Origin of the sequence: Flavobacterium sp. 5 (genome assembly GCF_002813295.1) — a bacterium.
In the GTDB taxonomy this organism is placed as follows: domain Bacteria; phylum Bacteroidota; class Bacteroidia; order Flavobacteriales; family Flavobacteriaceae; genus Flavobacterium.
In genome coordinates, this window is the sequence record NZ_PHUE01000001.1 from 2205731 (window position 1) to 2228141 (window position 22411).

At 31.0% G+C, this 22411-nt stretch carries 18 protein-coding genes and 1 tRNA gene; 8 read left to right on the forward strand and 11 right to left on the reverse strand.

The genetic code is table 11. The features are described from left to right. Positions 1 to 222: 222 nt before the first annotated feature. From mnmG to CLU82_RS08935, 3 genes are all read right to left on the reverse strand, one after another. Positions 223 to 2094, reverse strand: coding sequence for a tRNA uridine-5-carboxymethylaminomethyl(34) synthesis enzyme MnmG (gene mnmG / locus CLU82_RS08925; RefSeq protein ID WP_100842768.1), 1872 nt, complete (start codon positions 2092 to 2094; stop codon positions 223 to 225). A gap of 245 nt (positions 2095 to 2339) precedes the next feature. Then, positions 2340 to 2759, reverse strand: coding sequence for an rRNA maturation RNase YbeY (gene ybeY / locus CLU82_RS08930; RefSeq protein WP_100842769.1), 420 nt, complete (start codon positions 2757 to 2759; stop codon positions 2340 to 2342). Beyond that, positions 2756 to 6106 (reverse strand): hypothetical protein, encoded by a 3351-nt coding sequence (locus CLU82_RS08935; protein WP_100842770.1) that lies wholly within the window; start codon positions 6104 to 6106, stop codon positions 2756 to 2758. Before CLU82_RS08935 ends, ybeY begins: the two co-directional genes overlap by 4 nt. 310 nt (positions 6107 to 6416) lie before the next feature. Between CLU82_RS08935 and gltX the strand changes: the two genes are divergently transcribed. Further along, a complete protein-coding gene (gene gltX, locus CLU82_RS08940; RefSeq protein ID WP_100842771.1) occupies positions 6417 to 7928 on the forward strand; it encodes a glutamate--tRNA ligase in 1512 nt (503 codons plus the stop codon). A 57-nt stretch (positions 7929 to 7985) separates the two neighbouring features. Here gltX and CLU82_RS08945 read toward each other — a convergent pair whose 3' ends face one another. The 4 genes from CLU82_RS08945 to CLU82_RS08960 all read right to left on the reverse strand — a co-directional run bounded on the left by CLU82_RS08945 (position 7986) and on the right by CLU82_RS08960 (position 11612). Next, positions 7986 to 8240, reverse strand: a complete 255-nt coding sequence (locus CLU82_RS08945; RefSeq protein WP_100844985.1) for a DUF6327 family protein — start codon at positions 8238 to 8240, stop codon at positions 7986 to 7988. A gap of 1 nt (position 8241) precedes the next feature. Then, positions 8242 to 8592, reverse strand: coding sequence for a competence protein (locus CLU82_RS08950; protein ID WP_100842772.1), 351 nt, complete (start codon positions 8590 to 8592; stop codon positions 8242 to 8244). Positions 8593 to 8602: 10 nt separating this feature from the next. Beyond that, positions 8603 to 8932 (reverse strand): YtxH domain-containing protein, encoded by a 330-nt coding sequence (locus tag CLU82_RS08955; RefSeq protein WP_100842773.1) that lies wholly within the window; start codon positions 8930 to 8932, stop codon positions 8603 to 8605. Positions 8933 to 9491: 559 nt separating this feature from the next. Further along, on the reverse strand, positions 9492 to 11612 hold the full coding sequence (locus CLU82_RS08960) for a glutamine--tRNA ligase/YqeY domain fusion protein (protein WP_100842774.1): 2121 nt from the start codon (positions 11610 to 11612) through the stop codon (positions 9492 to 9494). Between the two features lie 161 nt (positions 11613 to 11773). Here CLU82_RS08960 and folB point away from each other — a divergent pair, with 161 nt between their 5' ends. Both folB and CLU82_RS20715 read left to right on the forward strand, forming a co-directional pair. Further along, positions 11774 to 12142 carry a dihydroneopterin aldolase gene (folB, locus tag CLU82_RS08965; protein ID WP_100842775.1) on the forward strand — a complete coding sequence of 123 codons (369 nt, stop codon included), beginning with the start codon at positions 11774 to 11776 and terminating at the stop codon, positions 12140 to 12142. Between the two features lie 86 nt (positions 12143 to 12228). Beyond that, positions 12229 to 12299: transfer RNA gene (locus CLU82_RS20715), tRNA-Cys, on the forward strand. A gap of 288 nt (positions 12300 to 12587) precedes the next feature. Here CLU82_RS20715 and CLU82_RS08970 read toward each other — a convergent pair. The 3 genes from CLU82_RS08970 to rnr are packed head-to-tail and all read right to left on the reverse strand — an operon-like array spanning position 12588 to position 16185. Next, positions 12588 to 13265, reverse strand: a complete 678-nt coding sequence (locus CLU82_RS08970) for a LysE family translocator (protein WP_100842776.1) — start codon at positions 13263 to 13265, stop codon at positions 12588 to 12590. 31 nt (positions 13266 to 13296) lie between these two features. Further along, complete coding sequence (locus CLU82_RS08975; RefSeq protein ID WP_100842777.1) at positions 13297 to 13965, reverse strand: head GIN domain-containing protein; 669 nt, start codon at positions 13963 to 13965, stop codon at positions 13297 to 13299. 39 nt (positions 13966 to 14004) lie between these two features. Further along, positions 14005 to 16185 (reverse strand): ribonuclease R, encoded by a 2181-nt coding sequence (rnr, locus tag CLU82_RS08980; protein ID WP_100842778.1) that lies wholly within the window; start codon positions 16183 to 16185, stop codon positions 14005 to 14007. Between the two features lie 107 nt (positions 16186 to 16292). On the opposite strand from rnr, the gene CLU82_RS08985 reads away from it, so the two are divergent. From CLU82_RS08985 to CLU82_RS09000, 4 genes are all read left to right on the forward strand, one after another. Further along, positions 16293 to 16526 (forward strand): DUF2007 domain-containing protein, encoded by a 234-nt coding sequence (locus CLU82_RS08985; RefSeq protein ID WP_100842779.1) that lies wholly within the window; start codon positions 16293 to 16295, stop codon positions 16524 to 16526. 737 nt (positions 16527 to 17263) lie between these two features. Beyond that, on the forward strand, positions 17264 to 17692 hold the full coding sequence (gene rpiB / locus CLU82_RS08990; RefSeq protein ID WP_100842780.1) for a ribose 5-phosphate isomerase B: 429 nt from the start codon (positions 17264 to 17266) through the stop codon (positions 17690 to 17692). A 6-nt stretch (positions 17693 to 17698) separates the two neighbouring features. Then, positions 17699 to 18613: a cation diffusion facilitator family transporter gene (locus tag CLU82_RS08995; RefSeq protein WP_100842781.1), complete on the forward strand. Its 915-nt coding sequence runs from the start codon at positions 17699 to 17701 to the stop codon at positions 18611 to 18613. Positions 18614 to 18810: 197 nt separating this feature from the next. Continuing rightward, on the forward strand, positions 18811 to 19953 hold the full coding sequence (locus tag CLU82_RS09000) for an ATP-binding protein (RefSeq protein WP_100844986.1): 1143 nt from the start codon (positions 18811 to 18813) through the stop codon (positions 19951 to 19953). Here the strand turns inward: CLU82_RS09000 and CLU82_RS09005 are convergent. After that, positions 19932 to 20198 carry a DUF1294 domain-containing protein gene (locus CLU82_RS09005; RefSeq protein WP_100842782.1) on the reverse strand — a complete coding sequence of 89 codons (267 nt, stop codon included), beginning with the start codon at positions 20196 to 20198 and terminating at the stop codon, positions 19932 to 19934. The two genes, CLU82_RS09000 and CLU82_RS09005, sit on opposite strands and share 22 nt — an antisense overlap. An 87-nt stretch (positions 20199 to 20285) precedes the next feature. Here CLU82_RS09005 and CLU82_RS09010 point away from each other — a divergent pair, with 87 nt between their 5' ends. Then, on the forward strand, positions 20286 to 22409 hold the full coding sequence (locus tag CLU82_RS09010) for a Tex family protein (RefSeq protein WP_100842783.1): 2124 nt from the start codon (positions 20286 to 20288) through the stop codon (positions 22407 to 22409). Positions 22410 to 22411 lie beyond the last annotated feature (2 nt).

Sequence of the window (22411 nt, forward strand, 5' to 3'; positions counted from 1 at the left end):
AAAAAAGTTTTAACCATTAAGTTAACAAATACAAGCGTTGCGAGCGTAGTTTCACGTGGAACAATCCAGATTCAAAATCAATATCAAAAGTTAAATTCAAATTCTAACAACAAAATCAAAAATATCTCCAAACTTAAAAGAAACTTAAAACTCTAAATTTACTTAAAGTAAAACTTCAAATACTCAAAATCTGAATCCAGAACTCAACAATCTAAAATTTATTTATCTTCCCATATAAATTAAAAGCACAGAAACGTCACTTGGTGAAACTCCACTTATTCTGGAAGCCTGAGAAATTGTTACTGGACGAATTTTGCTTAACTTTTGTTTTGCTTCAATCGACATCGATTTGATTTTATTATAATCAAAATTTTCAGGAATCTTTACATCTTCCAAACGAGTTAGCTTATCAGCATTGTTTCTTTCCTTTTCGATATAACCAGAATATTTAACTTGAATCTCAGCTTGCTCTAAAATCTCTTGATCTAGATTATTGGATGCAACATATTCTTTAACCTTTTCAAATTTCATGATATCTTCCAAATCGATTTGCGGTCTGGAAAACACCTTAAACATTTTATCACCTTGAGTGATTAAAGCTGTTTCCTTTTCTTCAAGAATTGGATTTGTTTCTGCAACCGATACACTAGTCTCTTTGAAAAAAGCTACCATTTTTTCAGATTCATTCAATTTATGTTCCATTCTTCGCAAACGCGCTTCAGAAGCCAAACCAATTTCATATGATAATGGTGTTAATCTGAAATCAGCATTATCTTGACGCAATAATGTTCTGTATTCTGCACGAGAAGTAAACATACGATATGGTTCTTCCGTTCCTTTCGTAATTAAGTCATCAATTAGAACTCCGATATAAGCCTCATCTCTTTTCAAAATTAATGGAGCTTGTTCGTGCACTTTTAAATGTGCATTAATCCCAGCCATCAAACCTTGAGACGCTGCTTCTTCATATCCTGTCGTTCCGTTTATTTGTCCAGCAAAATACAAACCTTCAACCAATTTTGTTTCAAGTGTGTGTTTCAATTGTGTTGGCGGGAAATAATCATATTCGATTGCATAACCCGGACGAAAGAATTTCACATTCTCAAAACCTACAACCGAACGCAATGCTTTAAATTGAATATCCTCTGGCAACGAAGTTGAAAAACCATTTACATAAACCTCGCAAGTATTCCACCCTTCTGGCTCAACAAATAACTGATGACGTTCCTTATCAGCAAAACGATTGATTTTATCTTCAATCGAGGGACAATATCTCGGACCTAAACTTTTTATTCTTCCATTAAACATTGGAGAACGATCAAAACCTTCTCTCAAAATATTATGCACTTCATTCGAAGTGTATGTCATATGACATGATTTTTGAATCACCAAAGGTTTCGTTAAATCGGAGTATGAAAATTTATCTGGACGAGCATCTCCTTTTTCTTCATTCATTTTAGAATAATCTAAAGAACGGCCGTCCACTCTTGGAGGTGTTCCTGTTTTCATTCTTCCAGCTTCAAAACCCGCTTTAATTAAATCTTCGGTAATTCCATATGCAGCACTTTCACCAGCACGACCTCCTCCAAATTGTTTTTCACCAATATGAATCAAACCATTCAAAAAAGTACCATTCGTCAAAACAACAGATTTAGAACGAATCTCCACCCCTAACGAAGTTTTGATTCCTTTTATCTTTCCATTTTCAATTATCAAACCTTTCACCATTTCTTGGTAAAAATCCAAATTTTGAGTTCCCTCTAACATCATTCTCCATTCTTCAGCAAAACGCATACGGTCACTTTGAACTCGCGGAGACCACATCGCTGGGCCTTTTGATTTGTTCAGCATCTTGAATTGAATCGCCGTTCTGTCCGAAACAATTCCAGAGTAGCCACCAAGCGCATCAATCTCACGAACTATTTGTCCTTTCGCAATTCCACCCATGGCAGGATTGCAAGACATCTGTGCAATGTTTTGTAAACTCATTGTCACGAGCAAAGTTTTGGAACCCAAATTTGCCGCCGAGGCCGCAGCTTCAGAACCAGCGTGACCCGCTCCCACCACAATTACATCATACTCTTCTAAAAACATTTTCTTTTTATATTAATCCTTTTTCAAGGAATTATGAAATTCTTAAAAAATAGTTCCACGTGGAACAAATAAAATTAATTTCAAAAAATTAATTTCAAAACTTGAATCAAAAGCTGACATGTTCCACGTGAAACACTTTATATAACCATTAAAATTTATTCTAAACCAAATTTAAAAACTTTAAAAAAACTTATTGTTTCACGTGGAACGTATTGCTTTTTTATATAATTTTGATAGGTTTAAGTCTACTGTTCCACGTGAAACATAGCTATTTTTTCATCTTCTTTACTGCGCATTAAAGCTTCTTCAGCTTCTCCTTTGTCCTTGTATCCACAGTAGTGTAAAACTCCATGAACCAAAACACGTTTTAATTCATCATCAAAACTGGTGTTATAATCTTTTGAATTATCTAATACCCTCTCAACTGAGACAAAAATATCACCGCTGATTTCGTTACCCATAGTGTAATCGAAACTGATTATATCTGTTAGTGTATCGTGATTAAGGTATTCAAGGTTAATCTTGTGAAGGTATTCATCATCACAAAAGATATAACTTATTTCGCCTTCTGTTTTGTTTTCAGAAACTATTACATCACTTAACCAAGAAGCAATTGCCTCTTCGTTCTCTAAAGTGAATTCTGATTCGTAATTAAAATTGATCATTTGTTATTAAAATATACTTGAACCTTTTGATTAAAATTCGAGCGCAAAGGTAACGATTGTCTGTTTAATATCTCGATGCTATTTAAATAATCTAAAAGCTCCTTTGGTAAAGGACTTGCCGTGTTATTAAAATTCGTTTTATTAGTTTCAGATTGGCGTTTTGGATCTTCGCCTTGCAAACGAATAGCTGTATCTAATTTTAGTAATTCTTGTTTAATAGCATTGGTTCTTTGTAAGCTTTCGTTATTAAAACCTTTGTTTAATAATTGCTTTTCTAATTGTTTCATTTGCTCCAAAGCATTATTACCAGCATTACCAACTCCTTTTTTATTCAACTCTTCTTGCAGTGCTTCGCGTAATTGCTTTTGCTCTTTGTAAATGTCCATAGTCGCTTTGGCATCTCCTTCTCCATCACCAACGCTGTCACCATTTCCTTTTTGACCATTTCCTTTACCAGATTCAGATCCTTTGTTTTTACTGTCGCCAAGTTTGGTTCCTTGACCTGGTTTATCTCCAGGTTTATCTCCGGGCTTGTCACCAGGTTTCATTCCTTGCTTCATTTTCTCAGATAACTCTCCCTGCTTTTTAATAATGTCTGGCAATTGCATTCCTGAACCTTGACCTGGTTTAGGCTTTCCTCCACTATTTCCTGACATTTGCATCTGCATACTGTTAAGAGAATCACTTAATAAATCAGCCAATTTATTAGCAGATGAAATAGCATATTGCTGTTGAGAAACACCTCTTTGTAATTGAGATTCTGTAAAACTTTCTAGCGATTTATCAATATTGTATTGCACGTTGGCTACTTCTTTTGTTATTGGTTCTGCTATTTTTGGCTGACGCAAAGACAATGCAAAAAGACTATCATCGATATGTCTGAACTGTGATTTTAAATTCTGTTGACTTCTGATATATTTACTAAAAGAAGGCGAACCCAATCTGGAAGCTTTAAATTGGTTCATATTGTCTTCCTGCGAGAACGAATACGCTAATAGATTATCTAATATTTGGCGTAACATTTTCACATCCTCTTCTATCTGATCTTTGTTAGATTCTTCCATAGCCTGATCCATTGCTTTGGACATTGCTTTCATCTTTTTGGAGGCACTTTTTTGACTTGGCTTCGCTTTAGATTTATTGTTATTCTGTAAATCTGAAGATGCTTTTTTAAGATCATCCTTGATACTTTCCTCTTTATTTAAATCAGATGGGATGTCCATAGGAGATTTTAATTCTTCATTTTCTTTATCTAACTGCTTCAATTCTTCCTGAATCTTTTTAAATTCATCAGTCAGTTTGTTTTGCTCCTCAGTTGAATTTTCTTTTTCATTCTCAGATAATTTATCTTCTTTCTCAGATAATTTATCTAGTTTATCAGCTAACTGTTCTGCTTTCTTTTCGACATAATAACGCTTAGTCAATTCGACTAATTGTGCTAAATTTTTATTCTGACTCTTACTGTTTTGTTTGAACTTCTCTAACTTCTCAACAAAATCTTCATCTTTAATTTTATTGTTTAAGTCGTTAAGTTCGTCTAATAGTTTTTTATTTTTATCTAATTCCTTATCTGTATTTTCAAGTCTCTTTTGTAATAATTCCTTAGTGTCATTTTTCTGATCTGGATTAGACTTATCTAAATTGTCCTTCATCTTATTCGCAAAGTCTTTCATTCTTTCATTTTGCTTCTGTTGCTCTTGAATAAAATCATTGATTTTTTGACGGTCTTTAAAGTCTAAAGTATTCTTTTCTTTACCAGTTTTTTGCAATTTATCCATCTCTGAAAACTGCTTGTCTTGTTTTGACAACGTTTTTTGCAAACTATTAATGGCATTATTTTGTTCTTGAAGAGAGGCGTTTTGCTTTTCTTCATCAGATAAAATACGATCTGAAAACACAGATGAACGAGAACTTTTGAAATGATGAATAGCATCATTATCAAAAACCTCAAAATAGAATTCATAATTTACTCCTTTCACCACATCAAGGTTACTTGGGAAATTAAACACAAATTGATCAAAAGTATCTTGCTTAACAGCTATTGTTCCACGTTTGGCAGTAGCTAATTTTCCAGCTTCATAGTACACAATCTGCAACTTAGATAAACCATAATCATCAGCCAATTGACCAACAAAATAAGAGTTTCCAGCACTTAAATTAGCAGGAGCATTGGTTATATTGATAGAAGGAAACTGATCTTTTACAATATTAAGCTGATAATTCAGTTTTTCGAAGTTTTTTACTTCGTTATTTGATGTAAATATTTGATATTCTGTATTTTGACTAACTTTTTTGGTCAAAGTGAATAAATTATCAGCTTTAACAAACGGAGAAGACTCTAAACCGTCTTTCCATACTACATTTTGAGTAGCATTGGTATTCATAACCCAGGTAACCTGAGTTCCTTCTGGGATAATTCCGTTGCCACTTCCCTTTACAACTGTGTTTTTTAATTTCAAATACGAAGGATAAACAAACTTCATTTCGAAATTAGCAATCGTTGGAACAGCAATAACTTTCAATTCATAATCAGATGAAACTATGGAATTAGCTTCAAGATGAAATTCAGTATTGGTAATTGGCTTGGCAATTTTAAATTGAAACTCCCCTGGTTTAATTGATTCTAAAAAGTAACTTTCATTACCAATAACAATCATTACATTTTCAGGGATAACATTTCCTTCCAGTTTTACTTGTAAGGAGAAATCTTTTCCTTGCTCTGTAGTTAAACTTTTATTTAGAATCAAAAATTTAAAAGGAGCTGGCGGTGCAAAACTTGAATTAAAATGCACTACCCTATTCAAACTTTGTGAAATTATACTACTGTTGCCTGATAAAAAAAAGAACACCAAAAATAGAATTGGCAAAATAGCCAATGGCAAATATTTTTTATTGGTATTAAAATCAATGGCTTTTCCAAAGGGAATTGGACGCAAAGTATTTGCTTTCTGTTCAATCGATGCTAACAATAATTCAGAATTATAAACATTTGCATTCGAAGTTGAAAGCTGTAAATAGTTGAGTAAAGTGTCATTCACTTCGGAGAAATGAGTTCCAATTATAACTGAAGCCTGAGTATAATCTATACCCTTTTGGAATTTTAAAATTTTAGATATTGGAAATAAAATAAAACGTCCTAACAAGAAAACTTCAATGGCTATAAAAAACCAAAATAACAGCGTTCTTCCTTGTGGTTTCAACCAAAGGAAATACTCAATAAAGAGCGTAAAAAGGAAATAAATTAAGCCAAGACCAATAAAAAATATAATGCCCCGAATCAATTCATTAGTATAATACTTCTTTATAAAAGCTTCTAATTTTTGATGTATCGAATTTGTTTTTTCCAAAACTACTGTATTAATATAATAACCAATAAAAGTAATAATTTTAAAGCTTACTAAACTGTAAATAAAACATAATATTGGACTTATGAACAGTAAATATGAATCGAAGGCCGTTTGCGTGAGGGATTGAAGTGGAGCTCTTTTTTTATCCCATTTTTTTTGGGATAAAAAAAAGCGGGAACGGAAAGCCCGACCCGACCTTTTCGGGAGGGTCACGCCCAAAATAATAGACTGACAAACTCCTGTTGAATAAACACATTTACAGGTACAAAAGGACGATTTGAAATTGTATATTTGCAAAAAATTTACAATAATGTCTAAACCAGTTCGTGTGCGTTTTGCACCAAGTCCCACAGGACCTTTACATATTGGCGGAGTACGTACCGCTTTATTTAATTATTTGTTTGCTAAAAAAAATGGAGGAACTTTCTATTTGCGTATTGAAGATACAGACCAAAATAGATTTGTTCCAGGAGCCGAAGAATATATAATGGAAGCTTTGGAGTGGTTAGGAATTGATCCGGAAGAAACAGTGGATAAGAATGAAAAATTTGGACCTTACAGGCAAAGTGAAAGAAAACATTTGTACAAACAATATGCTGATCAATTGATTGAATCAGGTAATGCATATTATGCTTTTGATACTGCAGAAGCTTTGGATTCGCATAGAAAACAACACGAAGCTGAAGGTAAAACATTTATTTACAATCATCACAATCGTGAAAAATTAGATACTTCATTAGTAATTTCAAAAGAAGAAACTGATAGAAGAATAGCTAATAATGAGGATTATGTTATTCGTTTTAAAACTCCGGTTAATGAGACTTTGCATTTGCAGGACATTATTCGTGGAGAAGTAAAATTTGAAACCAGTCTTTTGGATGATAAAGTATTATTTAAAGGTGATGGAATGCCAACCTATCACTTAGCGAATATTGTTGATGACCATTTAATGGAAACATCACATGTAATTCGCGGTGAAGAATGGTTGCCATCTATGCCCTTACACGTAATGTTGTACAGAGCTTTTGGTTGGGATGCACCTGAATTTGCACATCTACCTTTGATTTTAAAACCAATTGGAAACGGTAAATTATCTAAAAGAGATGGAGATAAAATGGGATTCCCTGTATTTCCTTTAGAGTGGAAAACAGAAGAAGGGGTTTCATCAGGATACAGAGAAAAAGGATTTTTCCCTGAAACGGTTATCAACTTCTTAGCTTTATTAGGTTGGAACGATGGAACTGAACAAGAATTGTTTTCTTTGGATGAATTAGTTCAAAGGTTTGATTTAAATAGAGTTCATAAATCAGGAGCTAAATTTGATCCAGAAAAAAACAAATGGTTCAATCACCAGTATTTAATAAAAACTGAAGATTCAGTACTGGCAGAAGAGTTCATTAAAATTATCGAATTAAAAAATCTGAACCGTTATTTCTCATTAATTGAAATGACCAAAATTGTTTCCTTAATAAAAGAAAGAGCAGATTTTGTTTCTGATTTTTGGGAAATGAGCGACTTCTTTTTTATTGCTCCAACATCTTATGATGAAAAAGCATCTAAGAATTGGAAAGCTGAAACACCAGCTTTAATGCAGGAATTGATTTCGGTACTAGAAGAAATAAGTGATTTTACTTCTCTAAATATTGAAACAATAGTAAAAGATTGGATGACTAAAAATGAAATTGGAATGGGTAAAGTAATGCAACCTTTCCGATTGAGTTTGGTTGGAGCTCTTAAAGGTCCTCACCTATTTGACATTGTCGAAGTTATTGGCAGACAAGAAACAGTTTCAAGATTACAAAAAGCAATTACAACTTTATAAAACGAAAAAAGCTCCTCTAAACAAGGAGCTTTTTTTATATTCAATAGTAAAGGAAACTTAAAATCCTTTTTTATTATTTAAAAAATAACTAATAAGATAAGGAACTATTGTTTGTAAAATAGACCTAAATGGATTTGGAATACTTTCTTTATAAGGAGCTAAAAATCCATTGATTATGTTTTCAGGTGTAATGGAGTCTCTAGTTTTTTGAATACCTAAAACTACTTTTTGATAGCTAATTTGTTGCTCTAATTTTAAGATCTCTAAATCACGATCAATTTCTGCGTAGGAAGAATACTTTTTGTTTTCCATATTAATCATTAAAAAAGATTTCTGAGAATTTTTCTAAAATTGGTCCTTCAATAACTTTGTCTTTTACTAAAAATAAAAGGAAAGTTACAACTAAGTACATTCCAGCAACAGAAAGAAAACCTATAGCATAACTATCAAAATAATTACCAATAGCCAAAGCTGTAGCAACTGATCCAAATAATAAAACCATACTAAAGCACAATAAAATCAAAGCAAACTTTAAAATCATGGTTGTTGATTTCATTGCAACCTTGAAACCCCATAATTTATAATACGAAACAGATTTTTCAAAATAAGCTTGCACTTGGTTTTGAATATCTTCTGAATTTTCTTTTATTTTATCAAATGCCATAGATTAGTTTTTATGACTGAAATTTAACATTTTTTTCTTTAAGTTCGGCCAATTTGTTTTCCAAATAAGTAACTACATCTTCAGTTTTATCACTTAAATTATTTACGATGCTATCGTAATGACGATCAATATCATCTTTACCCAATACACCTTTGCCCATTAACTTTTCTGAAACTTCATGCAGTTTATCATTAAGATTGTTTTTTACATCATCAAAACCATCTTTAATTTTTTCTCTGGTTTTAGAACCTTTGTCCGGGGCAAATAAAATTCCAAGCCCTGCTCCTATCGTTACACCAACTAAAATAGCTACAATTGTACTTCCTGTATTATTTGACATGTTTATTAAAATTTAAAAGTTACTATTTAATAAATTTACAACTTTATCAACAAACATGTGTTAACAAGCAGTTAAACTACAAATTAACACTCGTAAAACTAAAATAAAGCTTTTCATTTAATCAAATTATAAAAATAGTATATTGATATAGAAAATAAATAAAAACCCATTAAAATAGAGATATGAAGGTTGTTTTTAATAAATAATTTATATCAAAATTATTTATTAAATAGAAAAAATTAATAATAAACTATTGCTATTTAGTTTTAAAAATTGATAGATAAAATATTTTTATAAAAAAGAGGGTAAATTATAAACAAAACTAAAATTGAAACAAAAAAGTGGATTTTTAAGTAAAAATTAAAATAGAAGCTTCTAATAAATAAAAAAACAAAAAAAGTAAACTGATATAAATAAAATTAAAAAATGTCTTAAAATCAATTTATGAAAGCTAATTTTAATAAATAATTATTATTAAAATTTTATAATCGATCAATTATTTATATAATAAAAAAAAGCGCTTAATGAAAAGCGCTTTTGATAGGTAAAATTTATATACTTATTTTGTTAGAAAATTTTCAATAAATTCCAATTCTCTTTCTGAAGTACTTTTGGAAGGATTGGCTTTTAGTTTTAAAACTTCCTCTTTAAAAGAATTTACAAAATCAAAATTGTATTCTAAATTGGTTAAATTTAAAATTGCTCTTGAACGAACATAAGTAGATTCGCTTCGAAGTGACATAAAATACAATTTAGTCAAATCTTCTTTATCAAAATCTGTAGCTTTTAAAACTGAATATTTCAAAATCAAATTTGCAAACAATAATGAACTCTTATTGTTATTGATGTTTTTTCTGAAAGAATTTTGCAATAAACTGTAATTAGAAATTCCTGCCAAAGTCTCCCCTATTGCTTCTCTAATTGCAATACGTTCTTCTCTAGTAGCAACTTTAAAGTATTTATTGATATCTTTTAAAGAATTATTAATACTATTTTCTTCTTTTTTTCCTTTTTCTTCCCAAGCATCTTTAAGACCAACAGTCTTATTAAACACTAATTTTGAGTTAGTTGTATCTTTATCAACAACAAAATAACCCAAACGTTGAAATTGAAAATGATCTCCATTAACAGCTGTAGCTAAACTTGGTTCTACAAAACCTTTTACGATTTGTAAAGATTCAGTATTCATAAAATCTAAGAAACCTTTTTCTTTATGACTGTCTGGAGCTTCATCAATAAACAAGCGATCATACAAACGAACTTCGGCTTCAACTGCATGTGGAATAGAAACCCAATGTAACGTTCCCGCTACTTTACGTTTACTAGCTTCACTCCCACTTCCGCTCAAAGAATCAGTATCATATGTGACTTGAATTTCGGTAATAACTCCGTTAGCATCTTTAGTAACACCTTCACCTTTAATGATATAACCATTTTTAAGACGCACTTCATTTCCGATACTTAAACGGAAAAATTTAGCTGGAGCGACTTCTAAAAAGTCTTCTCTTTCTATGTATAATTCTCTAGAAAATGGCACTTTTCTAAAACCTGCAGATTCATCTTCTTGGTTATTTTCAGCATCCAAAAGCTCTTCTTTTCCTTCTGGATAGTTTGTAATAACCACTTTTACAGGGTCCAAAACAGCCATTACTCTTGGAGCAGTTTTGTTTAAATCTTCTCTTAAACAGAAATCTAAAAGAGAAACATCAATGATATTTTCACGTTTAGCAACACCAATTACATCACAAAATTTACGAATTGCAGTTGCTGTATACCCACGTCTTCTTAATCCTGAAATGGTAGGCATTCTTGGATCATCCCAACCATTTACGATATTTTCCTGTACCAATTGCAAGAGCTTACGCTTACTCATAACTGTATAATTCAAATTCAAACGAGCGAATTCATATTGATGTGGACGTACTTGATTTTCATCATAAATTTGATCTAAAAACCAATCGTATAATTCACGGTGCATTACAAATTCAAGTGTACAAATAGAATGTGAAATGGATTCCACATAATCACTTTCACCATGCGCATAATCATACATTGGATAAATATTCCAATCATTTCCTGTACGATGATGATGACGGTGTAATATTCTGTACATCAAAGGATCACGCATCAACATATTAGTCGAAGCCATATCAATTTTAGCTCTTAAAACATGACTTCCTTCTGGAAAATCACCGTTTTTCATTCCTTCAAACAGCGTTAAATTTTCTTCAACAGAACGATTTCTATATGGTCCATCAACACCAGGTTGTGTTGGAGTACCTTTTTGAATAGCCATATCTTCAGAAGATTGACTATCAACATAGGCTTTACCGTTTTTAATCATCGCAACCGCCCATTCATATAATTGTTGAAAATAATCAGATGAATATAATTCTTCAGACCAATTGAATCCTAACCATTTAAGATCTTCTTTAATAGCATCAACGTATTCCTGCTCTTCTTTTGCTGGATTGGTATCATCAAAACGTAAGTTAACTGGTGCATTGTATTTTAAACCTAAACCGAAATTAAGACAGATAGATTTAGCATGCCCAATATGTAAATATCCATTAGGTTCTGGTGGAAAACGAAAGCGTAATTTATCTTGTGGAAAACCGTTAGTTAAACTGTCTTCTATAATTTGTTCAATAAAATGAAGTGATTTCTCTTCTGATGCCATTTTTAAAAATTTTAGCAAAGATAAAAAATTGATAATAGATTACAGCCTATAACAATATAGACTTTAAAGAAAAAACAAGTATCTATTTTTTATACATTTGTATAAATTATTATACGTTTATAAACGAAAAATATACTTTTTGTTTATTCAAAAATTAAAAAATGGGAACAATAAAATTAAAAAATATCCGCACTTTTTCTTATCACGGCTGTTTAATTGAAGAAGGAAAAATAGGTTCAGATTATAGTGTTGATTTGGAAATTAAAACCAATTTGAAACAATCATCAGAGTCTGATAACTTAAAAGATACTGTAGATTATGTTCATTTGAATAAAATAGTTGTCGAAGAAATGGCTATTCGTTCCAACTTATTAGAGCATGTAGCTAAAAGAATTATAAATAGAGCTCTATTAGAACTTGAAACAGTATCAAAAATAAAAGTTTCCGTATCAAAAATAAACCCTCCTATTGGTGGTGATGTTGAAGCTGTTACCATAGAAATGGAAGAAGAACGCTATATCAGTTTGTAGTCATTGACAGAAAAAAGGAAAAAAAGTTAACTTTAAGCTTTTAAACTTTAAAAAATTAAGTTACTTTTGCCATCCGTTCAAACAATGGCGTCGTGGCCGAGCGGCTAGGCTGGGCTCTGCAAAAGCTCCTACTCCGGTTCGAATCCGGACGATGCCTCTAAAACCTCTAAAGAAATTTAGAGGTTTTTTTATGTCTAATTTTTAGAAAAAATTAAGTAAAATTATAGTTCGAATCAAGACAGGAATCTAAAACCTTCAAAGAAATTTAGAGGTTTTTTTATGTTTAATTTTTAGAAAAAATTAAGTAAAGATATAGTTCGAATCCAGACAATGCCTCAAGAAGAGATATATTTCTGTATCTCTTTTTTTATGTTTCAAAACTAAAAAAAGCTGTTTCAAAATCAATTTTGAAACAGCTTTTTTAATACTATAATTTTAAGTAAAATTATTTCTCTATTTTCTCAAATGCTTTTTTTACCATTTGTTTTTCTTCTGGAAAGCAGCCTTGAAAGATTAATGCAAAACCAAAAATCATTAAAACAATGCTTATTCCTCTTTTAATTTTATAAATATTGGTTGGTGTCATTTTATGTTTTAATTGCTTTGCCAACGATATTTTTATACAATCTATACCCAGATATGTAAGAATTACTGAAATGAAAAATGTAATCACTCTTGAGGTTTCCATTTCTAATTTTGGACCCACAGAAATAATTACTGCCAGCCAAAAACCCAAAACGCCAATATTGATGATATTTAGAAAAAAACCTTTGAAAAAAAGTCCAACGTAATTCTTTTTTATAATCTCATTATCTATTGTTTTGGTATTTATTTTCTTCTCCTTTTTTGTTCCAATGAAAGAAATAAAACCATAAGCCATCATAATAAATCCTCCAAAAATAAATAAAGAGGAATTATCATTTAGACTTTGAATAAGTCTATAACTTCCTAGATAAGCAATAACTATAAAAAAAACATCTCCTAAAACTACACCTAAATCAAAAACTATAGCGGCTCTAAATCCTTTAATAATACTTGTTTCAAGTAAAATAAAAAATACCGGGCCAATCATAAAACTTAATAATACTCCCCATGGAATACCTGTCAAAATATCGTTTATCATTAAAAAATGACTTTAAAAATTGGTTACAAATTTAATCTTTCTGAACAATAGTTCCACCCATAAAAGTTTCTTGTCTTATTTCTTTTGGTTTTCCATAAATAGTTACTGTACCACCAGCTTTTACTTTTGCATCAACTAGAGAACTGGCTCTTACATCTGCGTTACCTCCAGCTGATAAACTTACAGTAGTTTGAGAGGTTTCTAAATCACCTGCTTCTACAATTCCTCCAGAATTAATCAAAACCGATTGAGTGACTGCTTTACCTATAACTTTAATAATTCCTCCAGAATACGCTTTAATTGTTGCTTTTTCGACATCTAATACAACTGTAATCTTTGCTCCTTCTTGTGTTGAAACATTAAGAGTAGTTTGTTTGAAAATATCTGCGCAAAATACACTACTGCCTTCATTAGCATCAATACTCTGAATTTTCTTGAAATATAATGTGACTTTTGCTTCATCTCCAGACATAATTTTAGTCAACGGCATTCTTATTTTCAAAAGACCATTCTTATTAACAACTTCTACCTTACTCTGACTTGTTCCAGTAATTACTGCTTTATTTTCAGTAGAAGCAACTAAAGTAACATTTAGTTTGTCAAATGTTTTTACTTCATCAAAATCCTTAAGTTCTATACTTGTTTGACTAAAAGTTAATTGTGATATAAATACGAAACCTATTAAAATTATTCGCTTCATCTTAAAAAATTTAATTGTTACTAAATCTATTTTTAAAACCTATTCGTTTCTTCTTATGAAATTGAAATCCAATTGTTTTTTAACTAAATCAGCGTTTTTTACTTTTACATAAATTTCATCACCCAATTGTAATAATTTATTAGAATTAGATCCAACTAAAGCATATTGTTTTTCATCAAAAGTGTAGTAATCCTCTTTTATATCACGGGTTCTTACCATACCTTCACATTTGTTTTCAATTATTTCTACATAAATTCCCCACTCAGTAACTCCTGAAATAACACCTAAAAATTCCTGATCCTGATGATTTTGCATGTATTTTACCTGCATATATTTTATAGAATCTCTTTCGGCATTTGTTGCTAAACCTTCCATAGTAGAGGAATGTAAACATTTAGTTTCATAAGTCTCTTCATCAACCGATTTACCACCGTCTAAATAAAACTGCAATAAACGATGTACCATAACGTCTGGATAACGACGAATTGGAGATGTAAAATGTGAATAATATTCAAATGCAAGTCCGTAATGTCCAATATTATCAGTAGAATATTTGGCTTTACTCATAGAACGAATGGCTAAAGTATCAATAAGATTTTGCTCTTTTTTACCATTAACTTCTTCCATCAAAGCATTCAAAGATTTAGAAATATCTCCTTTATTTCTGAAATCAATTTTATAACCAAACTTAGCAATAAGATTTTGCATCGCTATTAATTTGTCTTCATTGGGTTCATCGTGAATCCTGTAAATGAACGTTTTCTTTTGTTTACCTATGTATTCTGCTACTTTTCTATTAGCCAATAACATAAATTCTTCAATCAGATGATTGGCATCTTTTGAAACTTTAAAATACACTCCTTCTGGCTCTCCTTCTGCATCCAAGTTGAATTTTACTTCTACTTTATCAAAAGAAATAGCGCCTTCATTCATTCTTTTTCTTCTGAATATTTTAGCTAATTCATCCATTTTCAAAGTAGCTTCCACTATTTCATCAGAAACAACATAAGAACTTCCTGTGATAGAAGTTTCCATAGGAATGGTATTATCTTTAGTTTCGATGATATATTGTGCCTCTTCGTAAGCAAAACGCTGGTCAGAAAAAATAACAGTTCTACCAAACCATTGATTGACAACTTGGCTTTTTTCGGTAATTTCAAATATTGCTGAAAACGTATATTTTTCCTCTTGCGGACGCAATGAACAGGCAAAATTAGAAAGAACTTCAGGTAACATTGGTACTACTCTATCCACTAAATAAACAGAGGTTGCACGTTGATACGCTTCATCATCAAGGATAGTTCCTTCTTCTAAATAATACGAAACATCGGCAATATGAATACCAATTTCATAGTTTCCATTTTCTAACTTTTTGAAAGACAATGCATCATCAAAATCTTTAGCATCTTTCGGGTCAATTGTAAAAGTTAATATATCTCGCATATCACGACGTTTGGCTATTTCACTAGCTTCAATCGAAGTATCTATTTTTTGTGCATAGGTTTCTACTTCAATAGGAAACTCAGCTGGTAAACCGTATTCAGCTAAAATAGCATGAATTTCGGTATCATGATCTCCAGGTTTTCCAAGTACTTTCACCACTTTTCCAAAAGGACTATCGGCTCTTTTTGGCCAATCTTCGATATGGACTAAAACTACATCTCCTTGTTCGGCATCACCTATTTTATCTTTTGGAATAAAAATATCGGTGTACATTTTTGGATTGGCGGTAGAAACAAACGAAAAATTCTTCTGAATATCTATTACTCCAACGAAATCAGTTTTATGTCTTTCAATGATTTCAATAACTTCACCTTCAGCCCGTTTACCACTTCGTTTATTATAAACATACACTTTTACAGTATCTTTATCTAGAGCATGGTTCAAATTAATCGATGGAATAAAAACGTCCTCAGTAAACTCAGGACAAATAAAATAAGCCGTTTTTCGACCTGTCATATCAATTGTTCCTTCGTAATATTCTTTACTTGCAGCTTTTATTAAATATTTACCAGGTTCAGTTTCAATAATCTTCTTGGAAGAAGCTAAAATTTTTAAATCTTTTATAATCTGATTGCGACTTTGAGTGTCGTCTAATTCTAATTTACTTGCTATTTGCTTATAATTAAAGGCTTTATTGGCACTTTGCGATAATATTTTTATAATTTTATCTGAGAAATCCTTCTCTTTCTTTATCGGCTTTCTTAATCTTTTACTCATGTATCTTTTCTTAAAAGCCTAAAATTACGAAATTGTATTCACTATTCCTTGTTATACTATAGTTTTAAACTAATAATAACTTTACTACATTTATATAAAAAATTAAAATGAAAGGCTTTAAAACGATTGCTATCTTTAATTATTCACATGAGATTGTGGTAATTAAACATATTTTGGATCAGGAAGAAATTCATTATTTTTTCGAAAACGAATACATTGTTTCCATCGATCCATTGGCAAGCTTCGCTTATGGCGGAATTCAGCTAAAAGTACATCCAAACGATTTTCAACAAGTTCAGGAAATTCTGGACAATCTAAATACTAAACTTTCCATCGTTTAAAAACTTTCAAAAAATTAAATTCATTTTTTTGTTTTCATTTTTCAAAGTTGTCAACATATATTAAATACAACAAAAAGAAAATTTAAATTTAATTAAAATATTTATGGTTATTATAGCTTGTTAATAGTGCCTATAAAAAGTTTAAAAAATGTATTGAAATGTAGTTTTAGGTTTTTATATTGAGTTATCAACATAGTTATTTATATTTAAATTACTGAAAATTAAGACATTTTTATAATTAGTTAACAACTGTTAACAATCAAAAAAAGATTCAAATTGTAAATAAGTGTTTTTAATTTTCCTGTTAAGAAAATGAATTTAAGTATTGATAACTTTTCTAAAAATTCCCTAAACTTTATTTGGTTTTTAAATATCAGTTTTGGATTACTTATTTTTTGTTTACAAACTCAAAAAACTTCTAAAATTCTATCTAAAGTTATAAACATTTTGTGTTAACTTAATATTATCTGAATATCAATTAGTTAGCTTTTGGTATTAACAATACAAATAATTAACATTTTAATTACATTCTCTTTACTGATTACCAAGCTATTGCAAATATAGATATATGTTAATAACCTCTAAATTTTCTTATAATCAGTAACTTATATATAATTATGAAATATACCTTCTTTATTACTCCTTAATCTATTAGTAATATAAAGTGAAAAGAATTTTTTGTATGCTATCTAAAATAGTTTGGTTAAATTTGCAGTTGAAAAACTAATACAAAAAAAATGAAAATTTCTATAGGAAACGACCACGCAGGACCAGATTATAAAAAAGCAATTGTTCAATATTTAGAATCAAAAGGACACGTAGTTACTAATTACGGAACAGATTCAGAAGCTTCTGTTGATTATCCTGATTTTGGACACCCAGTTGCCACTGATGTTGAAAATAAAAAAGCTGATTTTGGAATCGTAATTTGCGGAAGTGGAAACGGTATTGCAATGACTGTTAATAAACACGCTGGAGTGAGAGCAGGTTTGTGTTGGACAAAAGAGATTGCTTATTTAACCCGTTTACATAATAATGCTAATATTGTTAGTATTCCGGCAAGATTTACTTCCATTGCACAAGCGGTAGAAATTGTAGATACTTTTTTAACTACTGAATTTGAAGGAGGAAGACATCAAATTAGAGTTGATAAAATAAGCTGTTAATATATTTTGGAGCATCATCACAACCACAGTCATCACCATCATTCTGTAGAGGGTAAAAACCTTTTATTTTCGATTGTTTTAAATATAGTAATTACGGTTTCACAAATTATTGGAGGAATTCTATCGGGAAGTTTAGCTTTACTTTCGGATGCATTGCATAATTTTTCAGATGTACTTTCCTTGGTTTTTAGTTATGTTGCTCATAAATTATCCAAAAAAAAAGCTTCTGTAAACCAAACTTTTGGTTATAAAAGAGCTGAATTAATAGCCGCTTTTATTAATGCAATGACATTAATAATAGTGGCTTTGTTTTTGGTTTATGAAGGTGTTGAACGTTTTTTTAATCCAAGTACAATAGAATATGGATTAGTTATCTGGCTTTCTATTTTAGGAATTGTTGCTAATGGTTTATCTGCTTTAATGTTGAAAGGCGATGCAGATAAAAATCTGAATATGAAATCGGCTTATTTGCATTTGTTTACTGATATGCTGGCTTCGGTTGCGGTTTTAATTGGTGGTCTGTTAATGAAATATTTTCAATGGTTTTGGGTTGATAGCGTATTGACTTTGGTTATAGCTATTTATTTGATAGTCGTTGGTTTTGATTTATTAAAAGAATCTACTCAAATGCTGATGCTCTTTACACCAAAGCATATTGATGTTAATGAGATTATTGAGGAAGTTCATAAAATCACTGGTGTGAACAAATTGCACCATATCCATGTTTGGTACCTTAATGAAGAAGAATTGCATCTTGAAGCACATTTAGATTGCTCAGAAGATATAAAAATGTCTGAATTCAATGCTCTTTTAGATAAAGTAGAACATGTTTTATTTGAAAAATTTCACATTAATCATATTAATATTCAGCCTGAATATAAAAAAGTAGAAGATTCTAAGGATTTTATAGTTCAGGACTAGCTTTATAAAAAATCGCGGTGCTTCGCACCAAAAATAATTTAAGCCCGTTGATGAAACTGGGCTTTTTTATTTTATACTGACTAAATTTACATTAATTGAGTCAACGTACTGACTGAATTTACATTAATTGAGTCAATGAACTGACTGAATTTACATTTTTTTGATTAACTTTGACATTGATTTTAAATAGAAAAGCAATGGAAAGTTATTTAAAAAGAGCCATTTTTGATAATTTTAGTAAAAAAGTTTTACCAAATAAAGTTTTGATTTTATTAGGCGCACGACGTGTGGGGAAAACTGAATTAATTAAAAATTACCTCAAAACAATACCTTCCGAAACTTATTTACAATTAAATGGAGAAGATATTCATGATGCAAATTTATTGCAAGAAAGATCTGTTTCTAATTACAAGAGGCTTTTAGCTAATATTGATTTATTGGTTATCGATGAAGCTCAAATGATTCCAGAAATTGGTTTGATTTTAAAACTTATTGTAGATAGTATTGATAGTATCAAAATTATTGCAACGGGTTCTTCTGTTTTTGATTTGAATAACATGCTTGGCGAACCATTAGTCGGTCGAAAAAACACCTTATATCTTTTTCCGTTGGCACAAATGGAGTTTTCAACCAAAGAAAATTACAAGCAAACCACCGAAAATTTAGAAGAGCGATTGCTTTTTGGTGGTTACCCTGAACTCATTCAATATCAAGATTGGACGGAGAAAAAAGAGTATCTGAACGAAATTATTAATTCTTATTTATTGAAAGATATTTTAGTGTTTGAAGGAATAAAGCAAGCCGATAAAATTTATAATTTATTACGTTTGATAGCTTATCAAGTAGGAAAAGAAGTGTCTTTACAAGAATTAGGAAATCAACTTCAAATGTCAAAAAACACGGTTGATAATTATTTAGACTTACTTTCTAAAGTGTTTATAATTTTTAAAGTAGAAGGATTCAGTCGAAATTTACGCAAAGAAATTGTCAAATCGAGCCGATGGTATTTTTATGATAATGGCATTAGAAACGGTATTATCAATAATTTTAATCGTTTGGATTTTAGAAATGATGTTGGCGATTTATGGGAAAATTATCTTGCGGTTGAACGTCTTAAAAAACAGAATTATCAAAAGATACAAACCAATAATTATTTTTGGCGCACCTACGATCAGCAGGAATTGGATTGGTTAGAAGAAAAAGGAGATGTACTCGCTGGGTTTGAGTTTAAATGGAACGAAAACAAGAAATCAAAAATTCCGACTGCTTTCGCAAAAGCATATCCAGAAGCAACTTTTGAGGTAATTAGCAAAGGTAATTATTTAGATTTTATAATGTAAAAACAAATTATCAAAATCTGTACAGCTACAATTAGCCAAAACTTCAATAAATAACTGGTTTTGGCTGTTTTATGTCTAAAAAGTAGCATTCCCAATCCCGAACCAAAGGTTCCGCCAATACTCACAAAAGCTAAAAGTGTTTTTTCGGAAATTCGCCTTTTATTGTTTTGAGCTAATTTTTTGTCGTAGCCCATTAATACAAAAGCTATTAAATTAACGACTAAAAAAGTATATAATAAAATCATAAATGGATTTCAATTGAAGTTTAAAGATAGTATTTTAGCATCTCTTTTTTCGAATAAAGAAGATTCCTTTTTAAATAGAAATTCAAAATGACCAACTTACAATTTATTTCAAAACACGTTGCTACGGCAACGATTAATATTCAAAACACCGTTCAATTATTACAGGAAGACTGTACTATTCCTTTTATTTCCCGCTATCGAAAAGACAAGACGGGAAATCTGGATGAAGTTTTTATTGAGCAAATTGCTAAATTTCAAAAAGAGTACGAAGTCATTATAAAACGTAAAGAAGCAATTTTAAAATCAATAGCAGAACAAAATGCTTTGACACCAGAATTGGATAAAAAAATACAGCAAAGTTTTGATTTACAAGAATTAGAAGATTTTTATTTACCCTATAAAAAGAAAAAAAGAACCAAAGCCGATGTTGCTCGTGAAAACGGATTGGAGCCTTTGGCTAAAATTATAATGGCACAAACTAAGGATGATGTTGATTTCCTGGCTACTCAATATTTGAATGAAAATGTGATTAATGAGGAATCAGCGTTGCAAGGAGCAAGAGATATTGTTGCCGAATGGATTAATGAAAACATTTATGTTCGTAAGCAATTGCGTAGATTGTTTGAACGAAAAGCAACAATAACTACCAAGGTTGTAAAATCAAAAAAAGAGGAGGAAGGCGCTCAAAAATTCAATCAATATTTTGAATGGGCAGAACCGTTAACGAAAGCTCCATCGCATAGATTATTGGCAATTATGCGGGCCGAAAATGAAGGTTTTATCAAATTCAAAGTTGATGTAGAACTAGATGATGCTTACGATGTTATAGATGAATTAATCATTAAAGGAGATAATAGTACAACACCACATATTCAATTGGCGATTGAAGACAGTTACAAACGTTTGTTGAATCCAGCGATTTCAAATGAGACTCTACAAGAAGCCAAAGCAAAAGCAGATGCTAATTCGATTCAGGTTTTTGCTAATAATTTAGGGCAATTATTACTGGCACCACCTTTGGGAGAAAAACGAATTTTGGCTATTGACCCAGGTTTTAGAAGTGGTTGCAAAGTAGTTTGTCTGGATGAAAAAGGAGATTTGCTGTATAACGAAACCATTTATCCACACGCACCACAAAAGGAAGAAGCGATGGCGTTGAAAAAAATTCGTTCGATGGTGAATGCGTATCAAATAGATGCTATTTCAATCGGAAACGGAACAGCTTCTCGCGAAACCGAATTCTTCATTAAGAAAATTGCTTTTGATAAACCTGTGCAGGTTTTTATCGTTTCTGAGGCGGGAGCTTCAGTATATTCGGCATCGAAAATTGCCAGAGAAGAATTTCCAGATTATGATGTAACGGTTCGTGGTTCAGTTTCTATCGGAAGACGTTTGTCTGATCCGTTGGCCGAGTTGGTAAAAATCGATCCGAAAGCGATTGGAGTTGGACAATATCAACATGATGTAGATCAAACCAAATTAAAAGAAGAATTGGATTCGACTGTGATACGTTGTGTAAATTCGGTGGGAATAAACATCAATACAGCTAGTAAACATTTATTGAGTTATGTGAGTGGAATAGGAGAGAAGCTTGCCGAAAACATTGTGAATTATCGCTCTGAAAATGGTCCTTTTGAAGATAGAAAACAACTCAAAAAAGTACCTCGTTTAGGAGACAAAGCTTATCAGCAGGGAGTAGCTTTTATTAGGATTTCAAATGCTAAAAATCCGTTGGATAATTCGGCAGTGCACCCTGAAGCATATCCTATTGTTGAAAAGATGGCTAAAGATTTGAAGCTTTCTGTAAATGATTTGATTGCCAATAAGGAAAAAACGGCTCTGATTAAACCCGAAAATTATATTACTCCGGATATTGGAGTATTGACACTAAAAGATATTATTAAGGAGCTGGAAAAACCTGGATTAGATCCTAGAAAAGCAGCCACTGTTTTTGAATTTGATCCAAATGTAAAAACAATAAAAGACGTTAGAACAGGTATGATTTTACCTGGAATTGTGAACAACATCACCAATTTCGGCTGTTTTGTTGATATTGGCGTGAAAGAAAGCGGTTTGGTTCATATTTCACAACTTAAAGCAGGTTTTGTAAGTGATGTTAACGAAGTGGTGAAATTACACCAGCAGGTGACCGTAAAAGTTGTCGAGGTTGATGAGGATAGGAAACGTATTCAGTTGACGATGGTGATTTAATT